Source organism: Mycolicibacter hiberniae (assembly GCF_010729485.1).
GTDB lineage: Bacteria > Actinomycetota > Actinomycetes > Mycobacteriales > Mycobacteriaceae > Mycobacterium > Mycobacterium hiberniae.
Map to the genome: position 1 here is coordinate 2,155,610 of NZ_AP022609.1, position 17,863 is coordinate 2,173,472.

Consider the following 17,863-nt stretch of genomic DNA (forward strand, 5'->3'; position numbering starts at 1 on the left):
TGTCAAAACAGCCTGATCGGGTTGACCAAGTCAGCGGTCACGGTGAGCAGCATGTAACCGGCCACCACCGCCAAGACTACGTATGTGGCCGGCATCAGCTTGAGATAGTTCACCGGCGCCGCGGCCACCTTGCCGCGGGCGGCTCGAACCATGTTGCGCAGCTTTTCGAACAACGCGATCGCGATGTGCCCGCCGTCGAACGGCAGCAGCGGCACCAGGTTCAGCACGCCCAGGATGAAGTTCAGCTGGGCCAGGAAGAACCAGAACGCCACCCACAGCCCGTGATCGACGGTGTCGCCGCCGATGATCGACGCTCCCACCACGCTGATCGGGGTTTCGGGGTCACGCGGCCCGCTCGGGTGGCCGATGGCGTTCACCAGCGCGCCGACCTTGGAGGGGATGTTGGCCAGCGACTTGCCCAGCAGCACCGCCAGGTCGCCGCTGAAGGTGAACGTCGCCGGGACCGCGGTGACCGGGTTGTACTGCGCGGGCCCGAACTGGGCGGCCCCGACGCCGATCGCGCCGACGGTGCTGGGCACGGCCTCACGATCGGGGCCGTCGGCGATCCAGCGCTGGGTGGGCGCCACGTCGACGTACTTGGTCAGCTCGGCGCCGTTGCGCTCGACGACGAACGGGGTCCGGCCGTGCTGTTTGCGTACCGCCGCGGCCATCTCCTCGAACGTCGACACCGGCGTGTCCCCGACCTTGACCACCACGTCACCGGGCTCGATTCCAGCAAGTGCGGCCGGGCCGGGACCCTCGCAGGCACCCAGTTCTCCCTTGACGACTTCCGGTGCTACACAGTCCGTTTTCCCGATGACGGCGGTGGTGGGTGCGTGCAGGTTCGGCAGGCCCCAGATCACCGCGATGACGTAGACCAGCGCCAGACCGATGACAAAGTTCATGCCGGGACCGGCGGCCAGCACGGCGACCCGCTTCCAGGTCTTCTGCTTGTACATGGCACGGTCGGTTTCGTCGGGCGCCAGTTCTTCCACGGCGGTCATCCCGGCGATGTCGCAGAAGCCGCCGGCCGGGATCGCCTTGAGGCCGTATTCGGTCTCGCCTCGCCGTGTCGCCCACAGCGTGGGTCCGAAGCCGACGAAGTAGCGGCGCACCTTCATGCCAGTGGCCCGCGCCACCCACATGTGGCCGCATTCATGCAAAGCCACCGAAACCAGGATGGCCAGCGCGAACAGCGCGATGCCGACCGCGAACATCATCGAGTGCTTCCGACCTTTCTCGTAGCTGCAGCCTCGACGGCGCGAGCCGCACGCTCCCTGGCCCAGCGCTGCGCGTCGAGTACCTCATCCACGGTAGCGGGTTGCGCGGCCCACTGGTCGGCGGCGCCCAGAACCTCGGCGATGGTGCCCACGATCGCCGGGAAGCCGATCCGGCCGGCGAGGAAGGCCTCTGCCGCCTCTTCGTTGGCGGCGTTGTAGACCGCGGTCATGCAGCCACCGGTCTGCCCGGCGTGGCGGGCCAGCTGCACCGCGGGGAAGACGGCGTCGTCGAGCGGTTCGAACTCCCACGCGGCGGCGGTGGAGAAGTCACAGGCCGCCGCCGCGCCGGGGACCCGGGCGGGCCAGCCCAGGGCCAGGGCGATGGGGAGCCGCATGTCCGGCGGGCTGGCCTGGGCGATCGTCGACCCATCGGTGAACGTGACCATGGAATGCACGATCGACTGCGGGTGCACCACCACGTCGATGCAGTCGTAAGGAACGCCGAACAGCAAGTGGGTCTCGATGAGCTCGAGACCCTTGTTCACCAGGGACGCCGAGTTCAACGTATTCATCGGGCCCATCGACCACGTCGGGTGGGCGCCGGCCTGCTCGGGGGTCACGTGCTCCAACTCGGCGGCGGTGTAGCCCCGAAACGGCCCACCCGAGGCCGTGAGCACCAGTTTGGCCACCTCGTCGGGGGTGCCGCCCCGAAGACACTGCGCCAGCGCGGAGTGCTCGGAATCCACCGGCACGATCTGGCCGGGCTCGGCCGCCCGCATCACCAGCGGGCCGCCGGCGATCAGCGACTCCTTGTTGGCCAGGGCCAGCCGCGCACCGGTCTCGAGCGCGGCCAGGGTGGGCCGCAACCCGAGCGCGCCGACCAGCGCGTTGAGCACCACATCGGCCTCGGTGTCGTACACCAGGCTGGTGACGGCGTCGGGCCCGCGGTAGGGGGCGTCGAGTGCTTCGCCGACCTGCGCGTCGGCGACGGCGATGTTGGCGACCCCGGTCTCGGCCCGCTGCGCTGCGAGCAGCGCCGGGTTACCGCCGCCGGCCGCCAGTCCGACGATCTCGAATCGGTCCGGGTTCGCCGCGACGACCTGCAACGCCTGGGTTCCGATCGAGCCGGTGGAGCCCAACAGCAGAACTTTGATGCGGCGGCCCGTACTCACGCACCTATTGTGCTCCCGCGTAGTTGCCGAAGCTCCAGAGGTTGCCCTCCGGGTCGCGGACCGCGAACTCACGCGCGCCGTAGTCGGTGTCGCTCAGCGGCATGACTACCTCGGCGTTGTGCTCCAGGACCCGTTGGTAGAGGGCGTCGGGATCGCTGGTGACGACGTAGCCGCCCGCGGTGCCCGGTTCGCGGCACCAGTCGTTACCGGGCTTGTGACTGCCGAGCATGATGGCGCCGACGCCCTCCGGCCAGCGCAGTTCGGCGTGCGCGACGGTATCGCCGGTCTCGCCGTAGCGGGCCGTGACGACGAAGCCGAAGGTCTCGACGTAGTAGTCGATGAGCTTCGCGGCGTCATGCGCTTGCAGGGTCAGCCAGACGGTCGGATTCGAAGGTGTCATGCCCCCACTGTGACCGCTGGGCGTGGCCGCCGTCTTGAATGTTTTGGAACTCTTCGGTCAGCCAGGCTCCCGGGGACACGCCGGCGTACCGAACGAACTCGCGGGTCAGATGCGCCTGATCGGCGTACCCGGCCGCGGCCGCGACTCCGGCCAGGTCGACACTGCCGTGCCGGCGGGCCTCGTCGGCCAGTCGGGCGGTCGCGTATTCGAAGCGCATCAGTATGGCCACCGCTTTGGGACTGTGACCGACCTCGCGGCGAAACAGGGTGGCCAGATGCCGCTGACTGATTCCGGTCTGCTCCGCGACCCGTGCCACCGGCATCCTGCCCCGGCTGCGCGCCAACAGCTGCCAGGCGAAGATCAGCTCGGGGCGCACGGCGGCGTCCCGCCGGCGATACTGCTCCGCCAGATAGCCCGAGACGACCCCGAACACCTCCGGCCAGGACTGCACGGCGGCCAGTTGCTCGTGCAGGCGCAGCGCCCGCCGGCCCAGCATCGGTGCGCCGTCGAAGTCGCTGACGCTCAGTTCGGCGGCCGGTACACCGAACAGCGCGCGCGACGCCAGCGGATGCACCGCCAGCTGGACCCCGGCCTGCCCGCTGGTCTGCGCCACCCGGGCCGCGTGGGTCTGCAGCCCGCCGAGTAACACCGGAGCGGGCCGTGCGGCTGCCAAGGCGTCGAGCGACGCGGCAGCGCGCACCCCCTCGTCGAGGCTGACGATGAAGGTCAGCGTCGATGAGGGCATTCCGCGGTGGACGCCGTCGGGGACATCGAACGCGCGATAGCCGACCATCGACGCCACGCCGGGGGCGATGCGGGGCGGGGCAGTCGCGAAATCCCAGATCCGCGGGGCGCGTGCGGAGCGCTCGGCCATGGTGTCCACGGTAGATCGGCTGAATGGGGGTATGCCAGAATGGCGCGCAGTAGTTGCACAGGCGAACTGAAGGAGTCGAAGTGGCCAGTACCGAGGTGGAGCGCCACACCGGGGTCGACCCCGTCGAGGTGCCGTCTGCGGCGTGGGGTTGGAGCGCGATCAACTACCGCACCTGGCACATCGTGGGTTTTGTCATCGTCGGCTTCCTGCTGCTCATGCTGCGCGGAAACCACATCGGCCACGTCGAGGACTACTTCCTGCTGGGATTCGCCGCGCTGACGCTGTTCGTCGTCGTGCGCGACATCATCGGCCGCAACCGCGGCCGGCTGCGCTGAGCGCATCCGCCTGAGCGTCGGTTTCGACTCGGATTACCGCTAGTCGTTCTCGGCCGCCAGCTGGCCGCACGCGGTACTGATTCGCCTGCGCTCCAGCTACCGACCTTCGGCCGCCAGCTGGCCGCACGCGGCAGCAATCTCGCGGCCGCGGGTGTCGCGGACCGTACATTCCACGCCCTGAGCCCGCACGCGTCGCACGAACTCCCGCTCCGCCGGCTTGGGACTGGCGTCCCATTCGCTGCCCGGCGTGGGATTGAGCGGAATCAGGTTGACGTGCACCAGCTGCCCCAGCGCCTTCTGCAGCTTCTTCCCTAACAGGTCGGCCCGCCAGGGCTGGTCGTTGACGTCGCGGATCAGCGCGTATTCCACCGACACCCGCCGACCGGTCACGTCCGCGTAGTAGCGTGCGGCGTCAAGAACTTCGGCGACCTTCCACCGGTTGTTGACCGGCACCAGGGTGTCGCGCAGCTCGTCGTCGGGGGTGTGCAGCGACAGCGCGAGCGTCACCCCGAGGCGCTCGTCGGCGAGCTTGCGGATCGCCGGCGCCAGTCCGACGGTGGACACCGTCACCGATCGTGCCGAGATCCCGAAGCCGTTCGGCGGCGGCTCGGTGATCCGCCGCACGGCTGCCACCACCCGGGCGTAGTTGGCCAGCGGCTCCCCCATGCCCATGAACACGATGTTGGACAGCCGGTCCCCCGCGGGCCGAGTGGCACCCTGTTCCCGTAATGCCACTGCCGCAGCCCGCACCTGCTCGAGAATCTCGGCGGTGGACAGGTTGCGCGTGAGGCCGGCTTGGCCGGTGGCGCAGAACGGGCACGCCATGCCGCAGCCGGCCTGCGAGGAGATGCACACGGTATTGCGGCGCGGATAGCGCATCAGCACCGACTCGAACTTCGTCTGGTCGTGCGCCCGCCACAACGTCTTTTGGGTCTGGCCCGAATCACACTCGATGTGGCTGGCAGCGGTCAGCAGCGTGGGAAACAGGGCCTCTGCCACCGCAGAACGCACCGCGGCGGGCAGGTCGGTCATCTGCTGCGGGTCGGCGATGTGCCTGCCGTAATACTGCTGGGCGAGCTGATTGGCCCGAAACGCCGGCAATCCCAGATCCGCGACGGCCGCTGCCCGACCGGCCGAATCCAAGTCGGCCAGATGGCGCGGCGGCAGGGCTCGTTTGGGCGCGGTGAACACCAACTGTTGCGTCATGATCGGTTCCAGTATGCCGGTGAATCAGGGCAGAACGGCCAGGACGATCCAGGTGACCACCGCCGCCGGCAACAGCGCGTCCAGCCGGTCCATGATGCCGCCGTGACCGGGCAGCAGACGGCCCATGTCCTTGATGCCCAGATCCCGTTTGACCTGAGATTCGATGAGGTCGCCGAAGACCCCGGTGAAGACCAGCAGCAGTCCCAGCGGCAGACCCACCCACCACGGCCGGTCGAGGAACATCGTCACCGCGAACACGGCCGCGGCAGTGCCGGCAACCAGTGAGCCGGCCAGCCCCTCCCACGATTTCTTCGGGCTGATCGCCGGCGCCATCGGGTGCTTGCCGAACAGCACACCGACGGCGTACCCGCCGACGTCGGAGAAGACCACCGGAAACAGCAGGCACAGCACCCGGCCCGGTCCGTTGTCGCGGAAGACCAGCAGGGCCGCGAAGCTCATGCACAGCGGCACCCACACGGCGATCAGGATCATCGCCGACATGTCCCGCAGATAGTTGACCGGGGTGTGGTTGAGCCCGCGATGCACCAGCCGCCAGATCATGCAGATCACGACGGTGGCGCCGAATGCGCCGAGCACTCCCCTGGCCCCGAACGGCAGCGACAGCCACAGCATCGCCTGGCCGCCGAGGGCCAACGGTATGAACGGCACGTCGTAGCCGGCCTCGCGCAGCCGCCTGGTGATCTCGTGCGTGCCGACCGGCGCGGCCACCGCAAGAATCAGCACCCAGAAGCGCGGGGCGAACAGCAGCGTGTAGACCAGTGTCCCGGCCAGCAGCACGCCTACGGCGATGGCCGCCGGAAGGTTGCGTCCGGCTCGGGATTGCTTCGGTTGCGGAACCGCGGCGTCTACGCCGGTCTCATGGTTGGCCACGGTTGTGCCTGCTGGACGGTCCCTAGACCTCCAGCAGCTCGCCTTCCTTGTGCTTGACCAGTTCGTCGATCTGCGTCACGAACTGGTGGGTGGACCTGTCCAGATCCTTCTCCGCCCGGCCGACCTCGTCCTCGCCGGCGTCGCCGTCTTTGCGGATACGGTGCAGCTCCTCCATCGCCTTACGGCGGATGTTGCGCACCGAGACCTTGGCGTCCTCGCCCTTGGCCTTGGCCTGCTTGACCAGCTCCCTGCGGCGCTCCTCGGTGAGCTGCGGCACGGCCACCCGGATCACCGAGCCGTCGTTGCCCGGGTTCAGGCCGAGGTCGGAGTTGCGGATCGCGTTTTCGATGGGGCCCAGCTGCGACGCCTCGTAGGGCTTGATCACCACCAGGCGCGCCTCGGGCACGTTGATGCTGCACAGCTGGGTGATGGGGGTCATCGACCCGTAGTAGTCGATGGCTATCCGCGAGAACATGCCCGGGTTGGCCCGGCCGGTCCGGATGGTCGAGAGATCGTCACGGGCCACCGACACGGCCTTCTCCATTTTCTCCTCGGCATCGAAGAGAGCCTCGTCGATCATGTACCCCGCTCCTCGTTAGCTTCGCTGTGGCACGGCCGCTGCGGGGGCATCCCCCATCGCGCCCGTCAGCTGGTGACCAGTGTCCCGATCTTCTCACCCGCGACCGCCCGCGCGATATTTCCGTCGGTCAACAGGTTGAACACCAGGATCGGCATGCCATTGTCCATGCACAGGCTGAAGGCAGTGGCATCGGCCACCTTCAGTCCCTGCTCGAGCGCCTGGCGATGGGTGATCGAGGTGAGCAGCTCGGCGTCGGGGTGTGTCCGCGGGTCGGCGGTGAACACCCCGTCGACCGCCTTGGCCATCAGCACCACCTGAGCGCCGATCTCCAGCGCCCGCTGCGCCGCGGTGGTGTCGGTGGAGAAATACGGCAGCCCCATGCCGGCCCCGAAGATCACCACCCGGCCCTTCTCCAGGTGCCGCTGTGCCCGCAACGGAATGTAGGGCTCGGCGACCTGGCCCATGGTGATCGCGGTCTGCACCCGGGTGTCGATACCTTCCTTTTCCAGGAAGTCCTGCAACGCAAGGCTGTTCATCACAGTGCCGAGCATGCCCATGTAGTCCGAGCGCATCCGCTCCATGCCGCGCTGCTGCAACTGGGCGCCACGGAAGAAGTTGCCGCCGCCGATCACGACAGCGACCTGCACACCGCCCCGGACCACTTCGGCGATCTGGCGTGCGACCTGGGCAACCACGTCGGGGTCGAGCCCCACCTGGCCGCCGCCGAACATCTCGCCACCGAGCTTGAGCAACACCCGCGAATAGCGGGGGCGACCGTCCTGGTGGCCTTCGTCGGTACTCGTCGACTCCGTCATCAGGCTCCTCCGGGCTGCGCGGATATGACAGCGCCATCGCGGTAAACGTCCGCGACGGCACCCTCATCCTGCCCTACCGGGCAGGTCAAACACAGCGCGGGGTCGCGACACCCGCATCCACCCCTACAGCATATGAAGAACTTTTCAATTGATGCTTTGGTTGGTATGGTTTCGGCTGTGCCGAACTCGCTGCATCAGGTCAAGGCCGAGTTCTTCAAGACCCTCGGGCACCCCGCCCGGATCCGGATCCTGGAGCTGCTGGCCGAACGCGACCACACCGTCGGCGAGCTGCTGCCCGAGATCGAGATCGAGGCCTCGAATCTGTCGCAGCAGCTCGGCGTGCTGCGCCGCGCCGGCGTGGTGACGGCGGTCAAGGACGGCAGCGCAGTGGTCTATTCCATCGCCTCGCCCGTACTCACCGAGCTGCTCGCCGTGGCACGCAAGGCCCTGACCGGACTTCTCTCCGACCAGGTCGCCATCCTCGATGACCTGCGGGCCGGCCAATGAGCTGGCTGACCCGGATCCGTGCACTGGGCCGCATCACCGAACCGGCCGGCGCCCGCCCCCCTGCGGCCACCGACCCGCCGGCCGGCGTCGCGGGATCGTGCCAGGTTCGCCACGTCGACGCCGGATCCTGCAACGGTTGCGAGATCGAGATCGCCGGGGCGTTCGGCCCGGTGTACGACGCCGAACGGTTCGGCGCCCGACTGGTCGCCTCGCCACGGCACGCCGACGCCCTTTTGGTCACCGGGGTGGTCACCCGCAACATGGCCGAACCGCTGCGCAACACGCTGGCGGCCACACCACAGCCCCGCAAGGTCATCGCCTGCGGCGACTGCGCGCTCAACCGGGGCGTCTTCGCGCAGGCCTACGGCACGGTGGGCGCCGTCGGTGAGGTGGTCGACGTCGATGTCGAAATCCCCGGATGCCCCCCGCGGCCCGAACAGATCGTCGCCGCCCTGCGGTCGGTGACCGGCCGGTGAGCACCCCGGCGCCCACCGTGGCCGCACCGCACCGCCAGGCGCTTCCGGCAACCATCAGCGGTGCGGCAACAGCCGGGATCGGCGCCGCCGGAGTCGCGCTCGGCCTGGCAGGCGCCTTCGCCACCGTGCCCGCCATCGGTATCGACTGGCTGGTTCCGCTGCTGGGCGTGCAACTGCGCATCGACGCCCTCGGCGGCTTCTTCATGGCGCTGACCGGCGCGGTGGCCGTGGCGGTCGGCCTGTATTGGATCGGGTATGCGCGTCACGAGCGCTACGGCGCGGTCCCGCTGCTGGGCCTGCCGACCTTCGTCGCCACGCTGCTGGCGGTACCGGCGGCAGGCTCGGTGACCACTTTCCTGCTGGCGTGGGAACTGATGGCACTCACGTCCCTGGTGTTGGTGCTCACCGAACAACAGCGCGCCGAGGTCCGCTCGGCCGCGCTGACCTACGCGGTGATGACACAGTTGGGCTTTGCGTCGCTGCTGGTGGGCATGGTGGTGCTGGCCGCCTATGCCGGTGACTCCTTCACCAACACCGGCGGGTTGCCCGAGCAGGCGCGCAACACCGTGTTCGTGCTGACACTGCTGGGCTTCGGCTCCAAAGCCGGGCTGCTCCCGCTGCACGCCTGGTTGCCCAGAGCGCACCCGGAGGCACCCAGCCCGGTCTCGGCGCTGCTCAGTGCCGCCATGGTCAGCCTCGGCATCTACGGGATCATCCGTGTCGACGTCGTACTGCTCGGGCCCGGCCCGCGTTGGTGGGGTCTGACGCTGTTGATCGCCGGGGGCGCCTCGGCGCTGTACGGCGTGCTGCAGGCGTCGGTGGCGACCGACCTCAAACGGCTGCTTGCCTACTCGACGACGGAGAACGTCGGGTTGATCACCCTGGCCCTGGGCGCGGCCCTGTTGTTCTCCGGTGCGGGAGCGCGTGATGCCGCTGCCGTCGCCGCGGTCGCGGCATTGCTGCACCTGCTCGCCCACAGTGCGTTCAAAAGCCTCGGCTTTCTGGCGGCCGGGTCGGTGCTGGCGGCCACCGGCCTGCGCGACCTGGACCGGCTTGGCGGACTGGCCTCCCGAATGCCGGGCACCACAATGCTCTTCGGGGTGGCCGCGCTCGGCGCCGCCGGCCTGCCCCTGGGCGCCGGATTCGTCAGCGAATGGCTGCTGATCCAGTCGCTGATGCATGCCCGGGCCGCCGACGACGTCACGCTGACCCTGGTGACCCCGCTGGCGGTGGGTGCGGTCGCACTGACGGCCGGCCTGGGGGTGGCCGCCATGGTCAAAGCCTTCGGCATCGGGTTCCTGGCCCGTCCGCGCAGCGATGCGGCGGCAGCGGCCACCGAAGCACCCGCCACGATGCTGGCAGGGATGACGCTTGCCGCCCTGCCCTGCCTGATGCTGGCCGTCGCGCCGGGCACCGTCGGGCCACTGCTGCGCGCGGCGCTCGACACGCTGCCCCTCCCCGGCGCGGCCCCGGACGTCGGAACATTCCTGCGCCTGCCCGGTCTGGACGCCTCGATGTCCCCGGGGCTGCTGGCCACCGCGCTGGCCGCCGCCGCCGTCGTGGTCCTGATCGCTTCCCGCTGGCGTGCGAGCACCCGCCCGAACACCGCCACAGTGCCGCTGTGGGCCTGCGGCGCAGACGAACTGAGCCCGCGTATGCAATACACCGCGACATCCTTCGCCCAGCCGCTGCAGCAGGTCTTCGATGATGTGCTGCGCACCGACACCGCAGTAGAAGTGACCCGCCAAGCTCCGTCGAGCTACTACGTGGACCGCATCGCCTACCGGGCGCGGGTGGCCGATGTCGTCGAAGACCGCTGGTATGCCCCGGTGCTGAGGGGCGTGGCCGCCGCCGCGCAGCTGGTGCGCCGCGCCCACACCGGCAGCGTGCACCTCTACCTGGCCTACGGCGCTGCGGGAGTGCTGATCGCCATGCTGGTGGCGCGATGAACGTCATGGCTTACCTGGCGGGAATCGTCCAGGTCACCGGCGTGATCTTCGGCGCCCCCCTGGTGGTCGGTCTGATGCGCCAGGTCCGGGCCCGCGCCGAGGGTCGCACCGGAGCCGGTATGTGGCAACCGTGGCGTGACCTGCGCAAGCTGCTGGGCAAGCAGAATCTCAAGCCGCTGGGCACCACCTGGGTTTTCGCCGCGGCGCCGGCCGCACTGGCGGCGACCACGCTGGTTATCGCCGCAACCGCTCCACTGGTGGCGACCGGGTCGCCACTGGACCCGGTCGCCGATCTGATTACCGTTGTGGGCCTGCTGTTTTTGGGCACCGTGGCGTTGACCCTGGCCGGTATCGACACCGCGACAGCCTTCGGCGGAATGGGCGCCAGCCGCGAGATCACCATCGCCGCCCTGGTGGAACCGACCATCCTGCTGGCGGTGTTCGCGTTGTCGATCCCGGCGAACTCAGCCAACCTGGGGGCCATCGTCGGCTACACCAGCGCGCATCCGGGTCAGGTGATCTCCCTGGCGAGCGCACTGGCCTTCGTCGCGTTGGTCATCGTGATCGTCGCCGAGACCGGCCGGCTGCCGGTGGACAACCCGTCGACACATCTTGAGCTGACGATGGTGCATGAGGCCATGGTGCTCGAATATGCCGGCCCGAAGCTGGCGATGGTCGAATGGGCGAGCGGCATGCGGCTGACCGTGCTGCTGGCGCTGCTGGCAAACCTGTTCTTTCCGTGGGGCATCGCGGGCGCGGACCCCGCTGCGCTCGACGTCGTCCTCGGGGCGGCGGCGATCGCGCTCAAGGTGGCCGTCCTGGCCGCAGCCATGGCCGGCGTCGAAGTGTTCCTCGCCAAGCTACGGCTGTTCCGGGTACCCGAACTGCTCGCCGGCTCCTTCGTGTTGGCGCTGCTGGCGGTGACGGCGGCGAACTTCTTCACCGAGGCGGCCGGATGAACGACGCGTGGATCGACTACGTCAACATGCTGGACCTGGCTGCCGGTGGCGTGCTGCTGGCCGCGGTGCTGGCCGTCTGGCACCGGGACCTGTCGGTGGTGGTGCGCCGCTTGCTGGTTGCCCAAGGCATCGCGTTGGCCGCCATCCCGGTGATTCGCGGTGTGCACGAGCATGATCGGGCGCTGCTGATGGTGGGTATCGGCGTGCTGGCGGTGCGGGCGGTTGTGCTGCCGGGATTGCTGCACCGAGCGTTGGGGGCCGAACGCCGGGAATCGGCGCCGCTGGTCGGTACCACCGCCGCGCTGCTGATGGTCACCGCGCTGGTGGTGGCGGGCTTCACCATCGCCCAACCGGTGGTCGCGCTCGCGCCCAGCACCTCGACCAACGCCGCCCCGGCGGCCATCGCCACGGTGCTGATCGCACTGTTCATCATGGCGACCCGCCGCCACGCCATCTCCCAGGCGGTCGGGCTGCTGATGCTCGACAACGGGATCGCCGCGACCGCTTTCCTGCTCACGGCCGGCGTCCCCCTGATCGTGGAGCTCGGCGCCTCGCTGGACGTGCTGTTCGTCGTGATCGTCCTGGGCGTGCTGACCGGAGCGCTGCGCAAAGCCTTCGGCGGCGTGGATCTGGACCTGCTGCGGGAGTTGCGCGACTGATGACTGCTCTGATCCTGCTTCCCCTGCTGGCACCGGCGCTGGCGACGCTGTGTGCGGCGACGCTCGGCTGGCGCAGGCTGACCGCCGCCGCCACCGTGGTATCGGCTCTGACCATCCTCGGATGCGGTGCCGCGCTGGGCTTTCAGGTCGGCGACCGGGTCCATATAGCAGTGGACGGCCTGCTGCGCGCCGACGCGCTATCGGCGACCATGCTGATCGTCATCGGCGTCGTCGGCAGCCTGGCCACCTGGGCGAGCATCGGCTACATCGACACCGAGCTGGCGAACGGGCACACCGATGCGCGCGGGGCGCGCCTGTACGGCATTCTGACCCCGGCATTCCTGGCGGCGATGGCTCTTGCGGTGTCGGCCAACAACATCGGCGTGGTGTGGATCGCGGTGGAGGCCACCACGGTGGTCACCGCGTTTCTGGTCGGCCACCAGCGCAGCCGGGCCGCCCTGGAAGCCACCTGGAAATACGTCATGGTGTGCTCGGTGGGCATCACCATCGCCTTCCTGGGAACGGTGCTGCTGCACTTCGCCGCGTTGCACGCCGGGGCAGGCAGCGAGGACGCGTTGAATCTCGACGTGCTGGCCGCCCATGCCGGGTCGCTCGACCCGGCGGTGACCCGACTGGCCGGCGCACTGCTGCTGATCGGCTACGGCGCGAAGATGGGCCTGGTGCCGTTTCACACCTGGCTCGCCGATGCGCACAGTCAGGCCCCGGCGCCGGTGTCGGCGTTGATGAGCGGGGTGTTGCTCTCCGTCGCGTTCTCGGTGCTGATCCGGATCAAGCCGATCATCGATGTCGCCGTGGGGCCCGGCTATCTGCGGACCGCACTGCTGGCCACGGGTTTGGCGACGCTGCTGATCGCAGCCCTGATGCTCACCGTCACAGGTGATCTCAAGCGGATGCTTGCCTACTCATCAATGGAGACGATGGGTCTGATCGCGGTTGCCGCGGCTGCGGGCACGCAGCTGGCCATTACCGCACTGCTGCTGCACGTCGCGGCTCACGGTGTCGGCAAGACCGTGCTGTTCCTAGCCGGCGGGCAGCTGCAGGCCGCCCACGGCACCACGGCCATCAGCGAGATCACCGCTGTACTGGGCCGGTCACGGCTGGTCGGCGGCGCGTTCGCCGCCGGGATGGTGATCCTGCTCGGCCTGCCGCCGTTCGCGATGTTCGCCAGCGAGGTGGCGATCGCGACCTCGCTGGCCGACGCCCGGCTGGCCTGGGCGCTGGGCCTGGCCATGGTGGCGCTGGTAGTGGCGTTCGCCGCGCTGGTGCGCAACACCGGCCGGATGTTGCTGGGCAGCCCATACGCCGGCAGTCCGGCGATCCGGGTGCCGGTGACGGTCGCCGGTGCACTGGTCGCCGGTGTCCTGCTGTCGCTGGCACTCGGGGTGACCGCCGGCCCGCTGTCCGGCCTGTTCGAGACCGCCGCAACCCAACTCGGAGTCCGCTGATGGCACCGATCACCCGCAGGCAGGCGATCACCGCCGACCAGCTTGTCGGTGCGGCGACCGGTCTGCTGGTCGAGGGCTTCCGGCTCGCCCTGATGGCCGCCCACGACGACGGCGACACCCTGCGGGTGGTGTACCTGTTCCTCGCCGGCCGCCCAGACCGCCGTACCGAGCTGACCCTGACCGTGCCCGCGACGGACCCGGGGATCCCTTCACTGGCGCGGCTGTCGTTCCAGGCCGGCCGCTTCGAACGCGAGATACTCGATCTGTACGGGATCACCCCGCTGGGTCATCCCCAACCGCGCCGGCTGGTCCGGCACGCGCATTGGCCTCCGGATTGGCATCCGATGCGCAACGACGCCGGGAACCCGGGCGATTTTGTTGCCGCGGATCACTTTCCCTTCCTGACGGTCGAGGGTGCCGGCGTCTACGAGATTCCGGTCGGTCCGGTGCACGCCGGCCTGATCGAGCCGGGCCACTTCCGGTTCTCGGTTGTCGGGGAGTCGGTGCTGCGACTCAAAGCGCGCCTGTGGTTCGTGCACCGCGGAATCGAGCGACTGTTCCAGGGCCGTACCGCCGGCGCGGCAGTCGATCTGGCCGAACGGATCAGTGGCGATACCTCCGCCGGCCACGCCCTCGCGCACAGCCTGGCCGTCGAGGATGCCCTCGGCGTCGAATTGCCCGATGCCGCGCACGTGCTGCGCGCTCTGCTGATCGAACTCGAGCGTCTCTACAACCATGCGGCCGATCTGGGTGCGCTGGCCAACGATGTGGGTTTCGGACTGGCCAACTCCCACGCCCTGCGGGTCCGCGAACTGGTGCTGCGCATCAACGACCAGGTGAGCGGCCACCGGCTGCTGCGCGGCGCGATCAGCCCCGGAGGCGTTGCGCTACAGGCGCTCCCCGATCCGGATCGGCTGCAGGAGCTGGCCGACGACATCGCGGAGATCGCCGAGCTGACGCTGGGCAACTCGACCATCTACGACCGGTTCGCCGGGACCTCGGTGTTGCACCGGGAAGACGCCCTGGCGATGGGCACCCTCGGGTACGTGGCGCGGGCCAGCGGACTTGTCACCGACGCCCGCCTGGACCACCCCACCACCGAGCTTCCGATCACCGAGGTAACGGCGACCGGCGGCGACGTACTGGCCCGCTACACCGTTCGCCGCGATGAATTCGCGGCGTCAGTGGCGCTGTGCCGAACACTGATCGACAACCACACCGGCCCGATCGTGGTGCGCGAACCCCTTCCCCCGGTGACGGGCACCGGCAGCGGGATCGGCATCGTCGAGGGCTGGCGCGGCAGCATTGTGCACCGCGTGGAGGTCGGGTCCGACGGCCTCATCCGCCGCGCGAAAATCGTGGACCCGTCCTGGTTCAACTGGCCCGCACTGCCGGTGGCAATGGCGGACACCATCGTCCCGGACTTCCCGCTGACGAACAAGAGCTTCAACCTGTCCTATGCCGGAAACGATTTATAGCTGCTGGGCGCAGAGCCCCTGTATGTCAGGATATTTGACATGATCGACGTGGACAGCGCCCCGCTGGGATACCTGCTGTATCGGGCCAGCTCAGCGCTGCGCCCGCAGGTGACCGCAGTACTGGGACCGCTGGGGCTCACGCTGCCGGAGTTCGCCTGCATGCGGATGTTGTCGCTGCGCCCCGGGCTGTCCAGTGCCGAACTGGCCCGCCACGCCGGAGTCACCCCACAGGCGATGAACACCGTGCTGCATCGGTTGGAGAACCGGGGAGCGGTGAGCCGCCCGGATTCGGTGCCTTTCGGTCGCGCGCTGCCGGCGACGCTGACCGAGGCCGGCCAAGATTTGCTGACCGAGGCACAACAAGCCGTGCGCGTCGCCGACGGCCGGGTTCTGGCCGCGTTGAGCACATCCGAGCAGCACCGGCTGCGGGAGATGCTGGAGCGGATCGGCGCGGAGTGCTCGCCGGGTTGATGGCGGCGCCCCCGCGCTTGCGGTCGCCGCTCAGGCGCGTTCGGCGATCGTGTGCCAGGGTTTGGCGGCCTCGAGCTCATAGGCCAGCTCCAGCAGGCGCGCGTCCTGCCCGACCGGGGCACTGAACATCATGCCCACCGGCAACCCGGCAGCGGACTCGGCCAGCGGCAAGGAGATCGCCGGCTCACCGGTCACGTTCTGCAGCGGAGTGAACGTCACCCAGGCCATCAGCCGGTCGATGATCTGCTCGTAGTCCGCGGTGGGGTCCAGGTGCCCCACCCTCGGTGTTTCATGGGCGAGCGTCGGGGTGAGCGCAACGTCGTAGTCGCCGTACAGCCGCGAGGTGTGCCGCCGGCGTACCGAGGCCAACCGGGCGACCGCCAGGGGCAGCCGGTACAGCTGGCGGGTGGCATGGCGATCCAGTCCCAGCGTCAAATTGTCCAGCCGGGTGCGGTCGAAGCTGGGGCCGAACATCCGTCGGCCGCCCTTGACCAGGGCCGTGGACAGGAATGCCCAGTAGAGCAGGAAGTCATCGGCGAAGCTCGCCGGGACCGGCGGCTGGTCCAGGTATTCGACATGGTGGCCGAGTTCCTCGAGCAGCGCGGCGGTCTTCAAGGTGAGCTCGCGCATCTCCGGCGACGTCTCCCGGGCGATCGACTGGGCGGTCACCGCGACCCTCAGACGCTGGGTGCTCGGCCCCCGGACGTCACCGATCGGCGCCAGCCCGGTGTTGCGCGAGATCCGTTCGGCCTCTGCGTAAAAGGCTGCCGTGTCCCGAACCGAACGCGTCACCACCCCGTTGAAGACGATCCGCAGCGGCATGGCGCGCAGGTCCTTGTCCAGCGGCAGCCGGCCCCGCGACGGCTTGAGCCCGACCAGGCCGTTGCAGGCCGCCGGGATGCGGATGGACCCGCCGCCGTCGTTGGCATGGGCGATCGGCACCACGCCGGCGGCGACGAATGCCGCCGACCCCGATGACGATGCCCCGGCCGTGTAGTCGGTGTTCCACGGGTTGCGTACCGCGCCGAGCCGGGGATGCTCGGCCGAGGCGCTGAATCCGAACTCGCTCAGCTGTGTTTTGCCCAGGGCGATCAGACCGGTGTTGCGGTACAGCTTGGCGAAGTCGCCGTCGGCTGCGGCGGGGTGCGGCTGCCAGGCGTCGGTGCCCTGCATGGTCGGCATTCCGGCGACGTCGACGTTGTCCTTGACGAACGTCGGCACACCCTGGAAGCGCCCCGAACCACCCCGTTTGGCGGCATCGCGGGCCTGGTCGAACGCCCGGTAGGCCAATGCGTTGAGTTCGGGATTGACCGCTTCGGCGCGCGCGATAGCGGCCTCGGCGAGTTCGACGGGCGATACCTCGCCCGATTGGAGTCGTTCGACCAGACCGAGCGCGTCGGAGTTGCCGAGCGCGTCGTCGCCGAAGGCGTGCACAAGTTGCATGCCGGTGACACTAGCCGACGGGCCGGGCGACGCTGTGCCGACTCGGCACTCCCCCGGCTCCGGCGGCCGGATGTGCTTATGCCCCAACGAAAATCGCCGCCATGCCCGGAAACGGGCGTGGCGGCGATTTTCCTACGGCCGAAAATCAGGCCTGGCCGACCTCGAACCGCACGAAGCGGGTCACGGTCACGCCTGCCTCTTCCAGCAGCGCCTTGACGCTCTTCTTGGAGTCCGACACCGAGGACTGCTCCAGCAGCACGACGTCCTTGAAGAAGCCGGTGACCCGGCCCTCGACGATCTTGGGCAGGGCAGCCTCGGGCTTGCCCTCCTCCTTTGCCGTCTCCTCGGCGATCCGGCGCTCGTTGGCGACCAGGTCGGCGGGAACGTCGTCACGCGTGAGGTACTTGGCCTTGAGCGCGGCGATCTGCAGCGCCACGGCGTGTGCCGCCTCGGTGTTGGAGCCCTCGTACTCGACCAGGACGCCCACGGCCGGCGGCAGGTCGGAGGCCCGCTTGTGCAGGTAGGTCTCCACGTTGCCGTCGAAGTAGGCGACCCGGCGCAGCTCGAGCTTCTCGCCGATCTTGGCCGACAGCGCCTCGATCGCCTCGCCGACGGTGCGGTCGCCGGCCTTGGCGGCCTTGAGCACCTCGACGTCGTCGGTCTTGGCCGCGGCGGCCGCGGTCACGACCTCCTCGGCCAGCGCCTGGAACTCGGCGTTCTTGGCGACGAAATCGGTCTCGGAGTTCAACTCGATCAGGGCGCCGTCCTTGGCGGCGACCAGGCCTTCGGCGGTGGCGCGCTCAGCGCGCTTGCCGACGTCCTTGGCGCCCTTGATGCGCAGCACCTCGACGGCCTTGTCGAAGTCGCCGTCGCTCTCGGCCAGCGCATTCTTGCAGTCCATCATGCCTGAGCCGGTGAGTTCCCGAAGCCGCTTGACGTCGGCAGCGGTGTAGTTCGCCACT

Annotated in this window: 19 protein-coding genes; 9 read left to right on the forward strand and 10 right to left on the reverse strand. The window is 69.1% G+C overall.

Annotated features, from left to right (window positions below; translation table 11 throughout):
* Positions 1-2: 2 nt before the first annotated feature.
* From G6N14_RS10130 to G6N14_RS10145, 4 genes are read right to left on the reverse strand one after another with little or no spacing between them, the layout of a single operon-like run.
* Positions 3-1,220: a M50 family metallopeptidase gene (locus G6N14_RS10130; RefSeq protein ID WP_085137804.1), complete on the reverse strand. Its 1,218-nt coding sequence runs from the start codon at positions 1,218-1,220 to the stop codon at positions 3-5.
* On the reverse strand, positions 1,217-2,392 hold the full coding sequence (dxr, locus tag G6N14_RS10135; protein ID WP_085137802.1) for a 1-deoxy-D-xylulose-5-phosphate reductoisomerase: 1,176 nt from the start codon (positions 2,390-2,392) through the stop codon (positions 1,217-1,219). Before dxr ends, G6N14_RS10130 begins: the two co-directional genes overlap by 4 nt.
* A 4-nt stretch (positions 2,393-2,396) precedes the next feature.
* Positions 2,397-2,792: a VOC family protein gene (locus G6N14_RS10140; protein WP_085137801.1), complete on the reverse strand. Its 396-nt coding sequence runs from the start codon at positions 2,790-2,792 to the stop codon at positions 2,397-2,399.
* Positions 2,746-3,585, reverse strand: a complete 840-nt coding sequence (locus tag G6N14_RS10145) for a helix-turn-helix transcriptional regulator (RefSeq protein WP_085137889.1) — start codon at positions 3,583-3,585, stop codon at positions 2,746-2,748. Before G6N14_RS10145 ends, G6N14_RS10140 begins: the two co-directional genes overlap by 47 nt.
* 161 nt (positions 3,586-3,746) lie before the next feature.
* Between G6N14_RS10145 and G6N14_RS10150 the strand changes: the two genes are divergently transcribed.
* Positions 3,747-4,001: a DUF2631 domain-containing protein gene (locus tag G6N14_RS10150; protein WP_085137799.1), complete on the forward strand. Its 255-nt coding sequence runs from the start codon at positions 3,747-3,749 to the stop codon at positions 3,999-4,001.
* 96 nt (positions 4,002-4,097) lie between these two features.
* Here the strand turns inward: G6N14_RS10150 and rlmN are convergent, their stop codons facing one another.
* The 4 genes from rlmN to pyrH all read right to left on the reverse strand — a co-directional run bounded on the left by rlmN (position 4,098) and on the right by pyrH (position 7,493).
* On the reverse strand, positions 4,098-5,207 hold the full coding sequence (rlmN, locus tag G6N14_RS10155; RefSeq protein ID WP_085137797.1) for a dual-specificity RNA methyltransferase RlmN: 1,110 nt from the start codon (positions 5,205-5,207) through the stop codon (positions 4,098-4,100).
* Positions 5,208-5,231: 24 nt separating this feature from the next.
* Positions 5,232-6,098: a phosphatidate cytidylyltransferase gene (locus G6N14_RS10160; RefSeq protein ID WP_085137795.1), complete on the reverse strand. Its 867-nt coding sequence runs from the start codon at positions 6,096-6,098 to the stop codon at positions 5,232-5,234.
* A 22-nt stretch (positions 6,099-6,120) separates the two neighbouring features.
* Positions 6,121-6,678, reverse strand: a complete 558-nt coding sequence (gene frr, locus G6N14_RS10165; RefSeq protein ID WP_085137793.1) for a ribosome recycling factor — start codon at positions 6,676-6,678, stop codon at positions 6,121-6,123.
* A 65-nt stretch (positions 6,679-6,743) separates the two neighbouring features.
* Positions 6,744-7,493: a UMP kinase gene (gene pyrH / locus G6N14_RS10170; protein WP_085137791.1), complete on the reverse strand. Its 750-nt coding sequence runs from the start codon at positions 7,491-7,493 to the stop codon at positions 6,744-6,746.
* 165 nt (positions 7,494-7,658) lie between these two features.
* Here pyrH and G6N14_RS10175 point away from each other — a divergent pair, with 165 nt between their 5' ends.
* Genes G6N14_RS10175 through G6N14_RS10210 form a run of 8 tightly spaced genes read left to right on the forward strand, consistent with a single transcriptional unit; the run spans position 7,659 to position 15,458 of the window.
* A complete protein-coding gene (locus G6N14_RS10175) occupies positions 7,659-8,000 on the forward strand; it encodes an ArsR/SmtB family transcription factor (RefSeq protein ID WP_085137790.1) in 342 nt (113 codons plus the stop codon).
* Entirely contained in the window at positions 7,997-8,476 is a 480-nt protein-coding gene (locus G6N14_RS10180; RefSeq protein WP_085137788.1) for an NADH-quinone oxidoreductase subunit B family protein, read from the forward strand. Before G6N14_RS10175 ends, G6N14_RS10180 begins: the two co-directional genes overlap by 4 nt.
* Entirely contained in the window at positions 8,473-10,425 is a 1,953-nt protein-coding gene (locus G6N14_RS10185) for a proton-conducting transporter transmembrane domain-containing protein (RefSeq protein WP_407663097.1), read from the forward strand. The genes G6N14_RS10180 and G6N14_RS10185 overlap by 4 nt, the downstream gene beginning before the upstream one ends.
* Positions 10,426-10,430: 5 nt before the next feature.
* Positions 10,431-11,384 (forward strand): respiratory chain complex I subunit 1 family protein, encoded by a 954-nt coding sequence (locus G6N14_RS10190; RefSeq protein ID WP_109559944.1) that lies wholly within the window; start codon positions 10,431-10,433, stop codon positions 11,382-11,384.
* The gene (locus G6N14_RS10195; RefSeq protein ID WP_085137782.1) at positions 11,381-12,043 is read left to right on the forward strand and encodes a hypothetical protein; all 663 of its coding nucleotides are present in this window, start codon (positions 11,381-11,383) and stop codon (positions 12,041-12,043) included. The genes G6N14_RS10190 and G6N14_RS10195 overlap by 4 nt, the downstream gene beginning before the upstream one ends.
* Positions 12,043-13,509, forward strand: a complete 1,467-nt coding sequence (locus G6N14_RS10200) for a proton-conducting transporter transmembrane domain-containing protein (protein ID WP_085137780.1) — start codon at positions 12,043-12,045, stop codon at positions 13,507-13,509. Before G6N14_RS10195 ends, G6N14_RS10200 begins: the two co-directional genes overlap by 1 nt.
* A complete protein-coding gene (locus G6N14_RS10205; RefSeq protein WP_085137778.1) occupies positions 13,509-14,987 on the forward strand; it encodes a hydrogenase large subunit in 1,479 nt (492 codons plus the stop codon). Before G6N14_RS10200 ends, G6N14_RS10205 begins: the two co-directional genes overlap by 1 nt.
* A gap of 39 nt (positions 14,988-15,026) precedes the next feature.
* Positions 15,027-15,458 carry a MarR family winged helix-turn-helix transcriptional regulator gene (locus G6N14_RS10210; protein WP_085137776.1) on the forward strand — a complete coding sequence of 144 codons (432 nt, stop codon included), beginning with the start codon at positions 15,027-15,029 and terminating at the stop codon, positions 15,456-15,458.
* 30 nt (positions 15,459-15,488) lie between these two features.
* Here G6N14_RS10210 and G6N14_RS10215 read toward each other — a convergent pair whose 3' ends face one another.
* Entirely contained in the window at positions 15,489-16,901 is a 1,413-nt protein-coding gene (locus G6N14_RS10215) for an amidase (protein ID WP_085137774.1), read from the reverse strand.
* 145 nt (positions 16,902-17,046) lie between these two features.
* Positions 17,047-17,862, reverse strand: a complete 816-nt coding sequence (tsf, locus tag G6N14_RS10220; RefSeq protein WP_085137772.1) for a translation elongation factor Ts — start codon at positions 17,860-17,862, stop codon at positions 17,047-17,049.
* Between the last annotated feature and the right edge of the window lies 1 nt (position 17,863).